This is a genomic window from Novosphingobium capsulatum NBRC 12533 (assembly GCF_001598375.1).
GTDB lineage: Bacteria > Pseudomonadota > Alphaproteobacteria > Sphingomonadales > Sphingomonadaceae > Novosphingobium > Novosphingobium capsulatum.
Window position 1 is genome coordinate 60,911 of sequence record NZ_BCYV01000014.1, and the last position, 16,143, is coordinate 77,053.

Here is a 16,143-nt window from a genome sequence, read left to right on the forward strand (position 1 = left end):
AGCGCAGCACACCGAGCGAAACCAGATGGCAGCGGGCGGTCTTTTTCAGCCGCCCTTGGCCATGGCCGCGGCCATTTCCACGCGGGTGGGGTTGCGCCGCAAGGTAAGGCCGCCGTTTACCTGGAGGTTTTCCCCGGTCATGAAGCATTCGTCGCTGGCCAGGAACACGGCGGCGGCGGCGATATCGTCGCTCGTGCCGATGCGGCCCAGCGGATAGCCCGCCAGGAAGCTGTCGAACAGGCCGGGCACGGCCTTGGCCTGCGCGGTCATCGGCGTTTCGGTGAGGCCCGGCGAGATCGAATTGGCGCGGATGCCTTCCTCACCAAATTCGTGCGCGACGCAGCGCACCACGTGGTCGGTGCCGGCCTTGGTGCCCATGTAGGCGGCGTGATCGTTGAGCATGATCGTGGCCGTGGCGCTGCTGATCTGGATCAGGCTGCCGCCGCGGCCGCCCATGCTGCGCGCCATCTTGCGGATCATCGCCTGGTAGAACTGGAACGGGCCGATGTATTGCAGCGCGGTGATGGTATCGAGTTCGTCGCGCGTGGTATCGAGGAACGGCTTGAGCAGGCCCCAGCCCGTGGCGTTGACGGCAATATCCACCCCGCCCATCGCGCCAACCGCCGCATCGGCCATGGTGGCCAGGCTATCCGGGCTGGTGATGTCGCACGCCGCCCAGTGGCATGCATGGGCGCTGGCAAAATCGGCGAGCACGCTTTCCTTGCGCCCGGCAACCAGAACCTGTGCGCCTTCGTCCAGAAAGCGGCGGGCGATGTGCTGGCCCATGTTGCCTTCGCTGCTCGCGCCCAGAACCACGGCGCGCTTGCCGTCCAACCTGCCCATCGCTCTCTCCCGCATGGCGTTATCCCCGCTTGCTAACACAGGCGCAGGCGGGCCATTCCTCTCCAAAAGGGCAGTGGAGTGCGGCCGGGGCGATGCGCCAGTCTGATCCTGCTATCATGGCGCGGCGTGCGCGTCCGAAAGGAACGAGAACATGGATCTGGGACTCAAGGGGAAAAAGGTGATCCTCACCGGCGGCAGCCGGGGCATCGGACGCGCCACGGTAGAGCTGTTCGCCGCCGAAGGCGCCGATGTCGCGTTCTGTTCGCGCAATGCCGAACAGGTGGTAGAAACCGCCGCCGCGCTGGCCGTGCATGGCGGCAAGGTATTTGGCAGCGCATTCGACATGGAAAGCGGCCACGATGCCTATCGCGCGTGGCTGATGCAGGCGCGCGACGCGCTGGGCGGATGCGATATCTTCGTGCCGATGATCTCCACCAGCGGCGCGGGCGCGACGGGCGATTGGCAGAAAAGCCTGGATTACGACATCATGGGCCTGGCCATCGGGGTGGAGGTGCTGGAAGACGCGCTGGCCGCCTCGGGCGAGGGCAGCATCGTGGTCACGGCCAGCACGGCCGGCGTGGAAACCTTCATCGTGCCGCAGGGCTATAACGCGCTCAAGGGCGCGCTGCTGGTGCATGCCGGGCAGTTGAGCCAGGCGCTGGGCGCCAAGGGCATTCGCGTCAACAGCGTGTCACCGGGCCCGATCCGTTTTCCCGGCGGCAACTGGGAAGCGATCGAGGGCGTCATGCCCGAACTCTATGCCGCAACGCAGGCGCAGTTCGTGCTGGGCCGCTGGGGCGGGCCCGAAGAAGTGGCGCGCACCGTGGTGTTCCTGGCTAGCCCGGCATCGTCTTTCACCACGGGAACCAATGTGGTGATCGATGGCGGCTATACCAAGCGCGTACAGTTCTGAGGTTTTGGAGATTGTGCCGTTTGGGGGGTGAAGCGATTTCTCCCCTCCTCTTCAGAGGAGGGGGCGGGGGTGGTGCGAAGCCTTGCACTACCTTTCCACCACCCCCCGACCCCCTCCTCTGAAGAGGAGGGGGAGAGAGTTTACGCCCCTCACTCCACCGCCAGCACCAGCTTGCCGGTATTGGCGCCAGTGAACAGGCGCATGAATGCGTCATAGGCGTTTTCCAGGCCGTGCTGGATATCCTCGTCCACGCGCAGGCGCCCTTCGCCGATCCATTGCGCCACGGCCGCGCCGCCTTCGGCAAAGCGGGGGACATAGCCGGCAATCAGGAAGCCCTTGATCGTCGCCTGTTTCACGATCACCTGCCACAGGTTGCGAATGCCGATCTTTTCCGGGGCGTTGTATTCGCTGATCAACCCGCACAGCACCACGCGGGCGTGCAGCGCCAGGTTCATCAGCACCGCATCCATCACGTCTCCGCCGACGTTTTCGAACATGATATCCACCCCCTGCGGCGCGGCAGCGGCGATTTCGGCTGAGAGGGCGTCGACCGGCTTGGCCCCGTGCGCGTCCTTGTAGTCGATTGCCATGTCAAAGCCGTAGTCCTGCACCAGCCGGCGGCACTTTTCCGCGCCGCCGGCAATGCCGATGACCCTAAGGCCCAGGATCTTGCCGATCTGGCCCACCATCGATCCTACCGCCCCGGCAGCGCCAGTAACCAGAAGGGTTTCTCCGGCGCGCGGTGACGCTGCATCGGTAAGCCCGAAATAGGCCGTCAGGCCCACGGCGCCCACGGCCGAGAGATAGCGCGAGGGGCTATCGACGATCGACACGTCGATCTTGCTGGTAAAGCCGCCGGGGGTGACCACCGAGTAATCCTCGATCGCGTTAAGGCCCAGCACCCAGTCGCCCACCGCGAAATCCGGATTGCGCGACTCGTGCACGGTGCCCACCGTCGTCGCGCGCACGGCATCGCCCAGCGCGATCGGCGGCATGTAGCTGGGCGCATCGTCCATCCATCCGCGCTGCGCCGGATCGAGCGAGATGAAATGGTTGCGCACCACCATGCCGCCTTGCGGGGCAGCTGGCACGGCGCCGGTTTCCAGGTGGAAGTCATCGCGCTGTGGTGTGCCGTGTGGGCGCCGTTGCAACAGGAAACGGCGATTTTCCAGGGGGTTCATCATTGCTCTCCCAATCCGGCGGGGCTGCCTTGGCCAGCCCCGATCATGCGCTTGCAGCTTGGCCCAAACCCCGGGGCAAGCACCTATGATTTGTTGCAGTAGGTGTGCGTGCCCTCCCCGGCATAGGTTCCCATCATCAAGGGGCAAGAACCCTGCGGGATAAAGATACTGGGGGAGTGAGAGGATGAAAGGCTGCTTTGCCAATCGTGCTGCGTGCGTGCTTCTGGCCGGGGTCAGCGTGCCGCTGTTCCCTGGGCTGGCCCTGGCCGAAGGGGCGCCTGCGCCGCAAGCGCCGGCGGCCGATGCTGCCCCGCAGGCCGATAGCGCCGTGTCGCAAGACACCAACGCCATCATCGTGACCGCCCGCCGCCGCGCGGAATCGCTGCAGACCACGCCGGTGGCGATCACCGCGGTCAATGCCGCGATGCTGGAAAACAAGGCCGCGGTGAATATCGGCGATCTGCAGGGCGCGGCGCCCGGCCTGCTGATCACTCAGCAGAATTCCGGTGCCCAGGCGGCCAACCTGTCTATCCGCGGGTTGACCTATGCCGACATCGAAAAGAGCCAGACGCCGACGGTCGGCGTGGTCGTCGATGGCGTGACCATCGGCACCAACACCGGCCAGTTGCAGGACGCGTTCGATATTGCCCAGATCGAAGTGCTGCGCGGGCCGCAGGGCACGCTGTTTGGCGCCAATACCATCGGCGGCGTGGTCAACATCACGCGCAGCAAGCCGACCATGACCGCGGGCATGAAGGCCGAGTTCACCTATGGCCGCTGGAACACCTGGTCGGGCAAGGCGATCGGCAATTTCGGCAATGGCGAAACCCTGGGCCTCAAGCTGTGGTACTTCCACAACCAGAGCGATGGTTTCTATCACAACGCCACCTACAACCGTTCTGACGGCGCGTCCAAGGGTGACAGCTTTGGCGGCACGATCCTGTTCAAGCCGGCCGATTCCGATTTCACCGCGCAGTTCACTATCGAGAATGTGATCCAGTCGTTCGTGCCGGTGGTGAGCAACCTGGCCAAGACCGGCGAAGTGTTCTGCGCGTTTGAGCCGGCGCAGGAATGCAACCGCAACACCACCACCGATCTCTATACCACGTTCGGCCAGCCCGCGCTCAGCACCTATCATGCCCCCGATGCCACGCTGGAAATGAACTATAACCTGGGCAGTGTTAAGTTGACCTCGATCACTGGCTGGCGCCACAGCGCCGAGCGGCAGACCCAGGATTTCGACGGTTCGTCCACCGATCTCTATTACGTCGATCGCATCCAGAACTACACGCAGTGGAGCCAGGAACTGCGCGCCGCCGGCAACCTGATCCAGGGTTTGGACTATGTGATCGGCGGGTTCTATTTCAACAGCAAGTATGATTTCAAGCAGTGCTCGCGCGTGTTCGGCTTTTCGCCCAATACGCCGCCGTGCACGTTTGACGCCGCGCCGCAGATCGAAAACGCCAAGTCGGAAAGCTATGCCGCGTTTGCCGATTTCAACTGGGCGATCATCGAGAAGGTGCGCCTGTCGTTCGGCGGGCGCTGGTCGCACGATTACAAGTACCTGGCCAATGGCTTCCTGGGGGCGCCATTCCCGCCCGGTTCGGCCAACTTCTCCAAGTTCACGCCCAAGGTGGGCATCGACTATCGCCCCAATTCCGATGCGATGTTCTATGCCAGCTGGTCGCGCGGGTATCGTTCCGGCGGGTTCAGCCCGCGCGCGGGCGACGCGAACTATGCCACCCGGCCGTTCCAGCCCGAAACGCTCGATTCCTATGAAGTGGGTGCCAAGCTTGATCTGTTCGATCACCGCCTGAACATCAACCTGGCCGGCTATATCTCTGATTACAAGAACATGCAGCAGAACACGACGATCCCGTGCGCCTGCTCCACCGGCAACCAGACGATCACCAGCAACGTGCCGGGCGGCGCGCTGATCAAGGGGATCGAGTTCGACGGCTCGCTGCGCGTCAGCTCCAACTTCAAGATCACGGCCTCGGCCGCGCTGATGCAGTCGCACTTCCGCCGCTTCGTGGTGGGCGGCCTGGTCGGTACCACGATCACGCCGTTCGATTACACCGCCAACCGCCTGATCTATGCGCCCACGTTCTCGGGCTCGATCAGCGGCGACTATACCGTCCCCACCGATTTCGGCAGCGTGGTCAGCTCGCTGTCGTGGCGGCACATCAGCCCCTATGACGAGCAGATCTCGATCGCATCGAGCGCGGCGGGCACCACGGCGCTCGGCACGCCCGGCCAGATCGTGAGCGGCAACGATGCGCGCGTGCGTACGGTGACCCAGGATCTGGTCGATGCCAGCCTGACGCTCAATTTCAAGATCAACAAGACTGATGCCTATCTGCGCGTGTTCGGGCGCAACCTTGCCGATATCCGCACCACCACCCATGCCTTTACCGTGGCGGGGCTGTGGTCATTCGGCATGGCGCTGGAACCGCGCACCTATGGCGGCACGATCGGTTTCAAGTTCTGATGGCCGCTCGGGATCGGGCGGCGCCCGGTCCCGACCCCTGCCCGGTCGCTTAAGGCCAGGTCGCACAAGAAAGGAAACAGCATGAAGCGCTTGGAAGGCAAGATCGCCCTCGTTACCGGCGGGGCATCGGTGCCCGGGCTGGGCAGTGCCACGGCCATCCGCTTTGCCCAGGAAGGCGCGCGGGTCTATGTCACCGATCGCGATCTGGCCGGCGCGGAACAGGTGGCGCAATCGATCCGCGATGCCGGCGGCGTGGCCGCGGCCCTGGCGCACGACGTGACATCGGAAGCCGATTGGGACCGGGTGATCGCCGCGATCGATGCCGCCGAGGGGGCGCTCGACATTATCGTCAACAATGCCGGCATCGCCGTGCTGGGCGAATTCGACAAGGTGACCACGGCCGATTGGCTGCGGCAGAACGACGTCAACCTCAACAGCGTGTTCCAGGGCACGCAGCGCGCGTTCGTGATGATGCGCCGTCCGGGCGCCGATGGCCGCGCGCGCGGCGGATCGATCATCAACATTTCGTCGGTGGCCGGGCTGATCGGCGTGCCGGGCTGCGCCGCCTATGCCGCCAGCAAGGGCGGGGTGCGGCTGTTTTCCAAGGTCGTTGCACTGGAAGGGGCCACCGATGGCATCCGCTGCAACACGGTGCATCCCGGCATGATCGCCACCAATATCCAGGGCGTGGCGCTGGAAGACAATGCCGCCAACTATGACGCGGTGATGGGCCTGGTGCCGATGGGCTATATGGGCGCGCCCGAAGATATCGCTAACATGAACTTGTTCCTCGCGTCGGACGAGGCACGCTATATCACCGGCGCAGAGTTCGTGGTGGACGGCGGGATGACCGCGCGCTGAGGGCTTTCGGGGCAGCAGCTGAGGCCCTTTTTCACCACTGTCACCCCGGGCTTGACCCGGGGTGACGTAGCATATTGGCTCAACGCAGGTCTTGGTGCGCCACCCAGCGCATCGCGTTTTCCAGCAGGGCGCGATAGGGCGCGCTGTTCCATGCACCGGGGCCATCGCCGGGCTGGAGATAGACCAGCCGGCTGGCCAGCGCCTGCTTGGCCCAGCCGATTAACGGGGCGGTGGGCGGATGATCCCAGCCGTGGTTGGCGAACATTGCGCCACGCACCGCAAGGTCTGCCGACCAGAAGTGATCGCGTGTGAACGGCGCATCGCAGGTGAGCAGCGGCACCACCTCATCGGCAAAGACCTGCGCCAGGTAAAGCTCGTCCACCACAGGAAATTCCGCGGGGATTCCGTGGGTAACGGGATGGGCATGGGTCTGGGCGGTATAGGCCACATCGTGGCGATAGCCGCTGTCGGGCGCAAGTTGGCCGCGCACCATGGCCGGCCGGTACAGGAACTGGCCGCCCAGCCATTCATGATAGTCGGCCCAGGTGGGCCAGGCCGCCAGCGCATGGTGCAGCGCCACCACGCCCTTGCCCTGCTCCAGCAGCGCGCGAAAGCCGGCCTGCAACTGCGGCGAGGGCGCCAGCATGGCGGGCGGCTCGGCTGCCTCGAAATCGAGGCCGGGCATGTCGTAGAGCACCAGCACGTCGAATTCGGCCATGCCATCGGGGTTCATCAGCAGGGCGGCGGCGGGCTGGTCCACCAACGTCGCGCTAACGCCGTCCATCGCCTGGAACATGGCATCAAAGCCGGTGCGATCAAACGGATGGCCACGCACCGCCACCAGCGCGCGCAGCCCGGCGTGATGACGAATGATAGGCATTACAACCCCTTGGGCGCGATCTGCCGATGGATGTTGCGGAACGTGCGCGCTTTGAAATACCAGCGGCCATCGATGCGGATGCATTCATCGTCATACTGCCCGCGATCGCGGTGCACGCCATCGGGCCAGTCATAGACCTCGGCGGTGTAGGACCGCAGCGTGGCGCGATCGCCATCCACCACGATGCTGCCGGGCCAGGCTTCGAACATGATGCCGGGATAATGCTTCATCGCTTCCACCCACATCGCCACGATCGCGGCGCGGCCACAGGTGGTGCCGATTTCGGGATAATCGGGCAGCGACCATTGCGCATCCTCGGCCCAGGTTTCCCCCCAGGCCTGGGCATCGCAGCGCGTGACCGCATCGGCATAGGTTTCAAGCAGTTCGCGCAGGGCCAGGCGATCTTCGGCGGGGCCGGCAAAGGGCATGGGGTCTCTCCCGTTATGGCTTTGGCGCCGACCATAGCCGGGGGGCAGGGCCACGGCGCCTAGCCGATTGCACAGGCGGCGCACGGCCGGTGAGCGCGCGGCAATCGATTTTGTCAAACACAGGCATTGTCAGCAGGGGCAATGATAGCGTAACCATTGCCGAGAATACGGGGGTTCGAGCCCGATTGGCAGCAGCCCTGGCATTGGCCCTGGCGGCCTGATCTGGTGCAGTGATCCGCACACTTTCGCGCCAGAACACAACCAAGCCAGAACACTATCAAGGAAGAGGACAGCATGAGCAGAATCAGTCGTCGCGATCTGGGCCGTGGGTTGGGCGTGGCCGCCCTGGGCGCATCGATCGGCGGGACGCACCCCGTGCTGGCACAAACCGCAACTGCGGCCGGCACCGCGGCGGGCGCGGGCGATGACCTGGCATTCCCGGCCGATTTTGCCTGGGGCTGCGCCACCGCAGCCTATCAGATCGAAGGCGCGGTGAAGGAAGACGGGCGAGGGCCCACCAACTGGGATATTTTTTCCCACACCCCCGGCAAGGTTGCCCACGGCGATACCGGCGATGTGGCGTGCGACAGCTATCACCGCTATCCCGAGGATATTGCCCTGATGAAGGCACTGGGCGTCAAGGCCTATCGCTTTTCGGTGGCTTGGTCGCGCATCTTCCCGGAAGGGAAGGGCAAGCCCAATGCCAAGGGGTTGGATTACTACAACCGCCTGGTCGATGGCCTGCTGGCCGCCGGCATCACCCCGCATGTCACGCTGTTCCACTGGGACCTGCCCGCCGCGCTGCCCGGCGGCTGGCAGAACCGTGACACCGCGCTGGCCTTTGCCGACTATGCCGGGTTCATGGCCGGCAAGCTGACCGACCGCGTCAAGCATGTCATGACGGTCAACGAACTGCGCTGCTTTACCGACCTGAGCTATATGACCGGGGGCAAGGCGCCCGGCCTCAAGCTGCCGATGGGCGAGGTTAACCAGGTGCGCCACCATGGCGTGCTGGCCCATGGCCTGGGCGTGCAGGCGATCCGCGCCCATGCCCGCCCCGGCACGCAGGTGGGCCTGGCGGACAACGCGACGATCTTTGTGCCTGCGCTGGAAACGCCCGAGCATATCGACGCGGTCAAGCGCGCGGTGCGCGAGGAAAACGCCATGTTCCTCACCGCCATCATGGAAGGCCGCTACATCGACAGCTACCTGGCCGCGCAGGGCAAGGACGCGCCCAAGGTGCAGGCCGGCGACATGGCCGCGATCGGCAGCCCGCTCGATTTCGTCTCGGTCAACATCTACACCGGCAACACCGTGCGCGCCGATGCCAGCAAGCCGGGCGGCTATGAGATCCTGCCTCACCTGCCGCAGTCGCCGCGCATGGCCTCGCCCTGGCTCTATGTCACGCCCGAGGTGATGTATTGGGGGCTGCGCACCATTAACGAGCTGTGGAAGCCCAAGGCGCTGTACATTTCCGAAAACGGCTGTTCGGCCGATGATGCCGTGGCCGCTGATGGCAAGGTCTATGACGCCGATCGCGTGATGTACCTGCGCAACTACCTCACCCACCTGCAGCGCGCCACGCGCGAGGGGCTGCCGGTGAAGGGCTATTTCCTGTGGAGCCTGATGGACAATTTCGAATGGGAAGATGGCTATACCAAGCTGTTTGGCATCCACCACGTCGATTTCGCCACGCAGAAGCGCACCCCCAAGATGAGCGCGGACTGGTATCGCGAAGTCATCCGCACCAATCGCCTGGTCTGAGCGAAAGGACCGACCGATGACCACCACGATCGCGCCCTCGCGCCGCGCCTTACTGGGCGGCCTCGCCACGCTGGGCGCGCTTGCCGCCGCCAGCCCCAAGGCGAGCGCCGGCCCCACGGCGATCCACTATGGCGGCCCCTCAATTCCGCTGTGGCCCGGTGCCGCGCCGGGCGCGCCGGCCATCTTGCCCAAGCGCCGGATCGAGCAGCGCAGCCAGAGCGCAGCGTTCGACGATCGCTGGCTCTATGGCGTGGCCACGCCCACGATCGAGGTGCGCCGGCCGGCCTATCAGGATGGCTCGGCCGTGATCCTGGTGCCGGGCGGCGGCTATGGCTTCCTCTCGATCGATAACGAGGGGGAAGAGCAGGCCAACTGGCTGACCCAGCGCGGGGTGACCTGCTTCATCCTCTATTACCGCCTGCCGGGCGAAGGCTGGGGTGATCGTGGCCTGGTGCCCTTGCAGGATATGCAGCGCGCGATCCGCCTGGTGCGTCATCGCGCCGGCGAATTCGGCATCGATCCGGCCCGCGTTGCGGTGCTGGGCTTTTCGGCCGGCGGGCACCTTGCCGGCAGCCTGGCGACGCGCTTTGCCGAAAAGACCTACGCCCCGCGCGACGCGGCCGACGCGCTGTCGGCGCGGCCCGATCTGACTGGCCTGATCTATCCGGTGATCACCTTGAGCGAGACATTCGTCCACGCCGGTTCGCGCGACAACCTGCTGGGCCCCGGCGCCTCGGCGGCGGCCGCGCGGGCAGGCTCGGTCGAACAGCGGGTGGGCGCCGATACGCCGCCCACGTTCCTGACCGCCGCCTCCGACGATGGCCTGGTGCCGATCCAGAACAGCCTGGCGATGTATCAGGCCCTGCTGGCCAAGGCCCGGCCGTGCGAATTCCACGGCTTCGACCAAGGCGGCCACGGTTTTGGCGCGCGCCTGCCGCAAACCGTGCCTGCGCACGCCTGGCCCGACCTGTTCCACGCCTTTGGCCGGCGGCATGGGGTGTTCTGAGCTAACCAATGATAGTAATATTGTCCGTAACCAGAACGTTGTTGATATGATAATTTAAGGCGTCGTAATAAATATCGACACTCCAGGTTTGTTCGGGAATTGGGTATTTTGCATGGTCTTTTTCGAAATCAATCGTTAGGCATTTTAGGTCGTTGAATTTTTTGCATTCGGAAACGCTTACAATTCTCCTGGAATTAACTGCTGCGAGATCGCCGCGAACGTTAGCTGTGCACTGGGGTGATTTGAAGCGGGTTGTCGGTTCACATTCCAGCTTGAAAGGTATCGGGCCTGGTTTCCTTGCTGATGCGACGATGGCATCGGCAAGGCGCACCGCGGGATAGGCTTGCTCAGGCTTGGCCTGAAACCAGGCATCGAGATCCGTGCGGCTTAGGCAGGCCTGTTCGAGGCGTGCCTTGTAGGCATCTGTGGCCGGCTTGCTTAGCGGGGCAACGCTGCCCACGACGGCATAGACAGTGGTTTGCGAGATAGTGCTCGACTTTGCTTGCCCATAGAAGTCAACGTCGTAGCGTTGCGCGACGCAGATCCCTGGTCCGGGCCCTGCGTGCGGGCGCGAAAAGAACACGTTCCTGTATATGCCGGATTCCAGCAAGTCTTCGCTATGCGGGACAAACATTCTAACCCGTTCCGCGATCAGTCGCGGCGACCCTCTGAGCGACTGCATATCGGGCGCATGATACGCCGTCACGCGGGCGGGCGATCCGGTGTAGAACACCAACACAGTGTTGGGATAGGGGTCAATATAGCCCGCTTCCATGCTGTAGGATAACATGGCTGGAGGCTGTTCCTGCCGTTGGCATCCCGCCAGCAGGATAGGAAGGGTCAAGGTGAGCACCAGATTGTACTTTGCCACGCCCATCGCCTGTCCCAGCTATTTCTCTTACGATGGCTACTTGGCGTAAATTTGCAGCGCCTGCAAACGAACGAGCGTAACACTAGCGCCAATCGACCCAAAAAATGCCAATCAAGATCGCGCTGCGCTTGTTACGGGCTAAACACGTTTCTTGGTTCTAGAAGGAATGGCGCCAACACGCTCGCGCAGCGTATGATGCCCGATCGCCGCAGCCCTCAAGGATCGACCGGCAGTTCTTCCATGCCGGGCGGCGCTGCGGGCACGGCGACTTCCACCACGCCATCGCTTTCGCGCACCGGGAAGCGGCGCAGGGATGGATAGGCGCCGCCGATGCAGTGGCCGTCAGCCAGGTCGAACCGCGCGCCGTGAAGCGGGCACATCAGCGCGCCGCGGCGGATGCGGCCGGTGGAAAGGCGCGCGGCGGCGTGGGTGCAGCGGTCGTTGAGGGCCACGATCGCGTCTTCATGGCGCGTCAGCAGCACCTGCCAGCCGCCGACTGCGTGCACGCTGGCTTGGCCTTCGGCAATATGGTCTGCGCTGCCGATCGGGTGCCAGACTTGCTCTTCCACGGCGCGTTGCTCCTTGTCGGTGGTCGGTTGGTCAGATTTCCACCAGCGTCTTGCCGGTGGTTTGCCCCTGCATCAAGGCGATGAATGCGCCCGGCAGGCTTTCGAAGCCGTGGTGGACGTTTTCGAGCGGCACCAGTTCGCCCCGGCCGTGCAGATCATCGAGCATGGCCTGCGCCTCGGCCAGGCGATCGGCGTGGTCATAGGTCAGGAAACCGCGCAAGGTCAGCCGCTTGACCACCAGTTGCCATAGCTGCGTCACGCCGTGGGGATGATCGGCATCATTATATTGCGCGATCATGCCGCATAGCGCGATGCGCCCGCCTTCGCGCATGCGTGGCAGGACCAGATCGAGCAGCGGCCCGCCGACATTGTCGAAATAGACATCGATGCCCTGCGGCGCGGCGGCATCGAGCGCGGCGGCCAGCGCATCTGGCGCCACGCGGTGGTCGATCGCAGCGTCGGCGCCCAGGCGCTGCACCAGCGCGGCCTTGTCTGCCCCACCAGCCAGGCCCACCACGCGGCAGCCCATGGCGCGCGCCAGCTGCACCACCGTGCTGCCGGTGGCGCCGGCCGCCGCGCTGACCAGCACGGTATCGCCCGGCCGCGCCTGGCCCACCGCGACAAGGCCCACCCACGCCGTCAGCCCCACCGGCCCCAGCGCGCCCATATAGGCACGTAGCGGCACGCCCGGCTGCGGCGTAACGCGTTCCAGCCCCAGCGCATCGGGCGTGATGACATAGTGATCGGACCAGGTGCCGAGCACGCGCACCAGCGTGCCCACCGGCCAATCGGCGTGGCGGCTGGCCACCACCTCGCCCAGCGACATACCGGTGACCGGCGCATCGATCGCCACCGGCGGCAGGTAGGATGGGCGATCATCGAGGAAGCCGCGGATCGCCGGATCGACCGAGCCGACGCGCATGTGCACCAGCATCTGGCCATCGTCCAGCACCGGCATGGGGGTTTCCACCAGGGCAAAGCAATCGGGCGTGGGCACGCCCACCGGCCGGCGGCGCAACACGATGTGGCGCACCGTTGCGGGCAGGGCGGCCATGGGGTGAGCAGCAGACGTCATCTGATCAGGCATCCGTCTTTCAGCATTGTGTTCTTGTCTATCCATGCCTGATAGGCGCTTGGCCCGCTGTGGCGCTCTAGCTTTTTCGCTAGGTGGCGTGGCGCTGGGGCGGGGCGATGATGGCGCAATACCCAGCGGGAAGAGGAACGCCGGCCATGACGCCTGCCGAAATGATCGCCTTTGTCGATGAACTGTATGGCCTGACCGCCACCGGGCAATGGGATGCCGTGGCCGCGCGGCTGACCGACGATTTCGTGGTGGTGGAGGCCGATGGCCTGCCCATGGCCGGCACCTATCGCGGGGTGCAGGGCCTGCAGGATCTGTTCACCAAAGTGATGGGATTGATGGATGTGGTGGCGATGGACCGGGTGGAAACCACCGCCGGCGCCAATCACGCGGTGACGATCCTGTCGCTGCGCTTTGCCGATCCCGCCCTGGCGCCGGCGGAGCTGTGCGAGCTGTTCCGTTTTCGCGATGGCAAGGCCTGCGCGATCATTCCCTATTACTTCGATCCGGCGCCCGTGCTGGCCGCTACTGCTGCCAAGCGCGCCGCGCTGGCCTGACCTCCAAGGACCATCACGACCATGACCGACAAGCCCGACGACATCATGATCCTTGGCCCGGTGCGCACCGCCATCGGGGATTTTGGCGGCGCGCTGAAAAGTTTTGCCGCGGCCGAGCTGGGCGCGCGCGTGATGGCCGAGGCGGTGCGCCGGGCGGGCCTGGCGCCACAGGACGTGGAGCACGTGGTGATGGGGCAGGTGATCCCGTCGAGCGGCAAGGACGCCTATCTGGCGCGCGCCGCCGCGCTCAAGGCCGGGGTGCCGGTGGAGGTGCCGGCCTTGACCGTCAATCGCCTATGCGGATCGGGGCTGCAGGCGGTGATCTCGGCGGCGCAGATGATGCAGTTGGGCGAGGCGGAGATTACCCTGGCGGGTGGCGCGGAAAGCATGTCGAACACGCCCTATCACGATCATGGCCAGCGCTGGGGCCGCAAGATGGGCGATGCCACGCTGGTCGATGCGCTGGTGGAAACGCTGTCTGATCCGCTCGATGGCTGCCACATGGGGATCACGGCGGAAAACATTGCCGCGCGCCACGATATTTCGCGCGCGGACCAGGATGCGCTGGCAGCGCAAGGCCATGCCCGCGCCCTGCGCGCGATTGCCGAAGGGCGATTTGTCGAACAGATCCTGCCGATCGAGCTGGTGACGCGCAAGGGCACGACGGTGTTCGATACCGACGAGCACCCGCGCGCCGGCACCACGGCCGAGGCGCTGGCTGGCATGAAGCCGGCATTCCGCAAGGATGGCACCGTCACCGCGGCGAATGCCAGCGGTATCAACGATGGCGCGGCGGCCATGGTCCTGGCGCGGCGCAGCGTGGCACAGCAGCGCGGCCTGGCGCCGATCGCGCGCATCGTCAGCTGGGGTCACGCCGGGGTGGAGCCAGCCTATATGGGCATGGGCCCGGTCAAGGCCGTGCCGATTGCCCTGGCCCGCGCCGGGCTGACCCTGGCCGATATCGACGTGATCGAGGCGAATGAGGCCTTTGCCGCGCAGGCGCTGGCGGTCTCGCGCACGCTCGGGTTCGATAGCGAGCGCGTCAATCCCAACGGCAGCGGTATTGCCCTGGGCCATCCGGTGGGGGCAACCGGCGCGATCCTGGTGGTCAAGGCTGCGCACGAATTGCGCCGCACGGGCGGCCGGCGTGCGCTGGTCACGATGTGCATCGGTGGCGGACAGGGTATCGCCATGGTAATCGAAGCGGCCTGATCATATGCACGATTATTGAAAACGCCATATTGCGTATGCGGTGGTGCGATTAAATGCGATAGTGTATATCCAAGGCCGGATATCGGCCTTGGGAGAATCACGCGCCATGCCGCTCGACCGATCGCGCCTTGCCCGCGACATTCTCGAAAGCCTGTTTCAACGCTGGCGCCGCCCGGTCGCCGGCAAGGGTGCGCCGGGCGTGGCTGCGGTGCCAGCCGATGCGCCGCTCATCGATCGTGCCGCAGCCCTGCTGGAAGAACGCAGCCAGTCTTCGGGCGTGCATCTGGCGGCTGGCATCCTGGCTGATTATGCCGCGTGCGACGATGCCGGGCGCCACGCGTTCCTGCGCGCCCTTGCCACGCGCTTTGCCCCCGATCCGCAGGCCATTCGTGCGGCGCTCGATGCGCATGATGCCGATCCCAGCCCGGCGCGCCTGTCGGCAGTGACCCGCGCGGCAGAGGCGCCGCGCCAGGAGGTCTTGCGCCGGCTGAACCAGGCGCCGGCCGGCACGGCGGCGCTGGTGGCGATGCGGGCCGATCTGCTGCGCCACTTGCCGCAAGACCCGATGCTGGCGCCGCTGGAAGACGATCTCGTGCATCTGTTGCGCTCGTGGTTCAACCGCGGATTCCTGGTGCTGCGGCGCATCGACTGGAGCAGCCCGGCCGATCTGCTGGAGCGGATCATCCGCTATGAGGCGGTGCATTCCATCGCCACCTGGGACGATCTGCGCGCCCGCCTGCTGCCGGCTGATCGGCGCTGCTATGGCTTTTTTCATCCCGCGCTTGGCGACGAGCCGCTGATCTTCGTGGAGGTGGCGCTGTGCGCGCAAGTGCCGGATTCGATTGGCGCGCTGTTGGCGCAAGACCGCGCCGTGCTCGATCCGCAAGCGGCGCGCGTGGCGGTGTTCTATTCGATATCCAACTGCCAGGCGGGCCTGGCCGGGATCAGCTTTGGCCAGTTCCTGATCAAGCAGGTGGTCGAGGATCTCGGCGCCGAATTTCCCGGCCTGGAAAGCTATGTGACGCTTTCGCCGATCCCCGGATTTGCCCGCTGGCTGCGGGATGCGGCGGCCAAGGGCGATGCGGCGGCCGGGCAGGCCCTGGCACAAGGCGCGCCCGATGCCGGCTGGGCAGGGGATGATCCCCGCCGCCACGCGCTGATGCGGCTGGGCGCGCGCTATCTGCTGGCCGAGCGCGATGGGCGCGGGCGGCTGCGCGATCCGGTGGCGCGTTTCCATGTCGGCAATGGCGCGCGGGTAGAGCGGCTGTGCTGGCTGGCCGACACCAGCCCGCGCGGGATGAAGCAATCGCTGGGGCTGATGGTCAACTACCTCTACGATCTTGCCAGCGTGGAGGCCAACCACAACGCCTATGCCCGCCACCGCGTGGTCAATGCCAGCGGCGCGATGCACGCACTCTTGGCGCCGGAGCGACACACGCATGCCAAATTGGTATTGCCAGCTGCCTGACCTGTTTTGCTGCTCTGT

At 65.3% G+C, this 16,143-nt stretch carries 15 protein-coding genes; 8 read left to right on the forward strand and 7 right to left on the reverse strand.

Features of this window, described 5'->3' with window-relative positions; genetic code table 11:
- Positions 1 to 45 precede the first annotated feature (45 nt).
- The gene (locus SCA01S_RS13910) at positions 46 to 843 is read right to left on the reverse strand and encodes an SDR family NAD(P)-dependent oxidoreductase (RefSeq protein ID WP_062786540.1); all 798 of its coding nucleotides are present in this window, start codon (positions 841 to 843) and stop codon (positions 46 to 48) included.
- A gap of 151 nt (positions 844 to 994) precedes the next feature.
- On the opposite strand from SCA01S_RS13910, the gene SCA01S_RS13915 reads away from it, so the two are divergent.
- Positions 995 to 1,756, forward strand: coding sequence for an SDR family NAD(P)-dependent oxidoreductase (locus SCA01S_RS13915; RefSeq protein ID WP_062786543.1), 762 nt, complete (start codon positions 995 to 997; stop codon positions 1,754 to 1,756).
- 149 nt (positions 1,757 to 1,905) lie between these two features.
- Here the strand turns inward: SCA01S_RS13915 and SCA01S_RS13920 are convergent, their stop codons facing one another.
- Positions 1,906 to 2,937, reverse strand: a complete 1,032-nt coding sequence (locus SCA01S_RS13920) for an NADP-dependent oxidoreductase (RefSeq protein WP_062786546.1) — start codon at positions 2,935 to 2,937, stop codon at positions 1,906 to 1,908.
- 217 nt (positions 2,938 to 3,154) lie between these two features.
- On the opposite strand from SCA01S_RS13920, the gene SCA01S_RS13925 reads away from it, so the two are divergent.
- Positions 3,155 to 5,428, forward strand: a complete 2,274-nt coding sequence (locus SCA01S_RS13925; RefSeq protein ID WP_245652622.1) for a TonB-dependent receptor — start codon at positions 3,155 to 3,157, stop codon at positions 5,426 to 5,428.
- A gap of 81 nt (positions 5,429 to 5,509) precedes the next feature.
- Positions 5,510 to 6,289 carry an SDR family NAD(P)-dependent oxidoreductase gene (locus tag SCA01S_RS13930; RefSeq protein WP_062786552.1) on the forward strand — a complete coding sequence of 260 codons (780 nt, stop codon included), beginning with the start codon at positions 5,510 to 5,512 and terminating at the stop codon, positions 6,287 to 6,289.
- Between the two features lie 79 nt (positions 6,290 to 6,368).
- Here the strand turns inward: SCA01S_RS13930 and SCA01S_RS13935 are convergent, their stop codons facing one another.
- Both SCA01S_RS13935 and SCA01S_RS13940 read right to left on the reverse strand, forming a co-directional pair.
- Positions 6,369 to 7,169, reverse strand: coding sequence for a ThuA domain-containing protein (locus SCA01S_RS13935; RefSeq protein ID WP_062786555.1), 801 nt, complete (start codon positions 7,167 to 7,169; stop codon positions 6,369 to 6,371).
- Entirely contained in the window at positions 7,169 to 7,597 is a 429-nt protein-coding gene (locus SCA01S_RS13940; protein ID WP_062786557.1) for a nuclear transport factor 2 family protein, read from the reverse strand. The genes SCA01S_RS13935 and SCA01S_RS13940 overlap by 1 nt, the downstream gene beginning before the upstream one ends.
- 294 nt (positions 7,598 to 7,891) lie before the next feature.
- On the opposite strand from SCA01S_RS13940, the gene SCA01S_RS13945 reads away from it, so the two are divergent.
- Together SCA01S_RS13945 and SCA01S_RS13950 are read left to right on the forward strand one after the other, a co-directional pair.
- The gene (locus SCA01S_RS13945) at positions 7,892 to 9,361 is read left to right on the forward strand and encodes a GH1 family beta-glucosidase (protein WP_062786560.1); all 1,470 of its coding nucleotides are present in this window, start codon (positions 7,892 to 7,894) and stop codon (positions 9,359 to 9,361) included.
- A gap of 16 nt (positions 9,362 to 9,377) precedes the next feature.
- Positions 9,378 to 10,367, forward strand: coding sequence for an alpha/beta hydrolase (locus SCA01S_RS13950; RefSeq protein WP_062786563.1), 990 nt, complete (start codon positions 9,378 to 9,380; stop codon positions 10,365 to 10,367).
- 1 nt (position 10,368) lies between these two features.
- Here SCA01S_RS13950 and SCA01S_RS13955 read toward each other — a convergent pair whose 3' ends face one another.
- From SCA01S_RS13955 to SCA01S_RS13965, 3 genes are all read right to left on the reverse strand, one after another.
- Positions 10,369 to 11,238, reverse strand: coding sequence for a hypothetical protein (locus SCA01S_RS13955; RefSeq protein WP_157088982.1), 870 nt, complete (start codon positions 11,236 to 11,238; stop codon positions 10,369 to 10,371).
- A gap of 215 nt (positions 11,239 to 11,453) precedes the next feature.
- Positions 11,454 to 11,807: a Rieske (2Fe-2S) protein gene (locus tag SCA01S_RS13960; RefSeq protein WP_062786567.1), complete on the reverse strand. Its 354-nt coding sequence runs from the start codon at positions 11,805 to 11,807 to the stop codon at positions 11,454 to 11,456.
- Between the two features lie 31 nt (positions 11,808 to 11,838).
- Entirely contained in the window at positions 11,839 to 12,882 is a 1,044-nt protein-coding gene (locus SCA01S_RS13965) for an NADP-dependent oxidoreductase (protein WP_062786817.1), read from the reverse strand.
- Between the two features lie 155 nt (positions 12,883 to 13,037).
- Between SCA01S_RS13965 and SCA01S_RS13970 the strand changes: the two genes are divergently transcribed.
- The 3 genes from SCA01S_RS13970 to SCA01S_RS13980 all read left to right on the forward strand — a co-directional run bounded on the left by SCA01S_RS13970 (position 13,038) and on the right by SCA01S_RS13980 (position 16,125).
- Positions 13,038 to 13,445: a nuclear transport factor 2 family protein gene (locus tag SCA01S_RS13970; protein ID WP_022677902.1), complete on the forward strand. Its 408-nt coding sequence runs from the start codon at positions 13,038 to 13,040 to the stop codon at positions 13,443 to 13,445.
- Positions 13,446 to 13,466: 21 nt separating this feature from the next.
- A complete protein-coding gene (bktB, locus tag SCA01S_RS13975; RefSeq protein WP_062786570.1) occupies positions 13,467 to 14,657 on the forward strand; it encodes a beta-ketothiolase BktB in 1,191 nt (396 codons plus the stop codon).
- 106 nt (positions 14,658 to 14,763) lie between these two features.
- Positions 14,764 to 16,125 carry a malonyl-CoA decarboxylase gene (locus tag SCA01S_RS13980; RefSeq protein ID WP_062786573.1) on the forward strand — a complete coding sequence of 454 codons (1,362 nt, stop codon included), beginning with the start codon at positions 14,764 to 14,766 and terminating at the stop codon, positions 16,123 to 16,125.
- Positions 16,126 to 16,143: the final 18 nt, after the last annotated feature.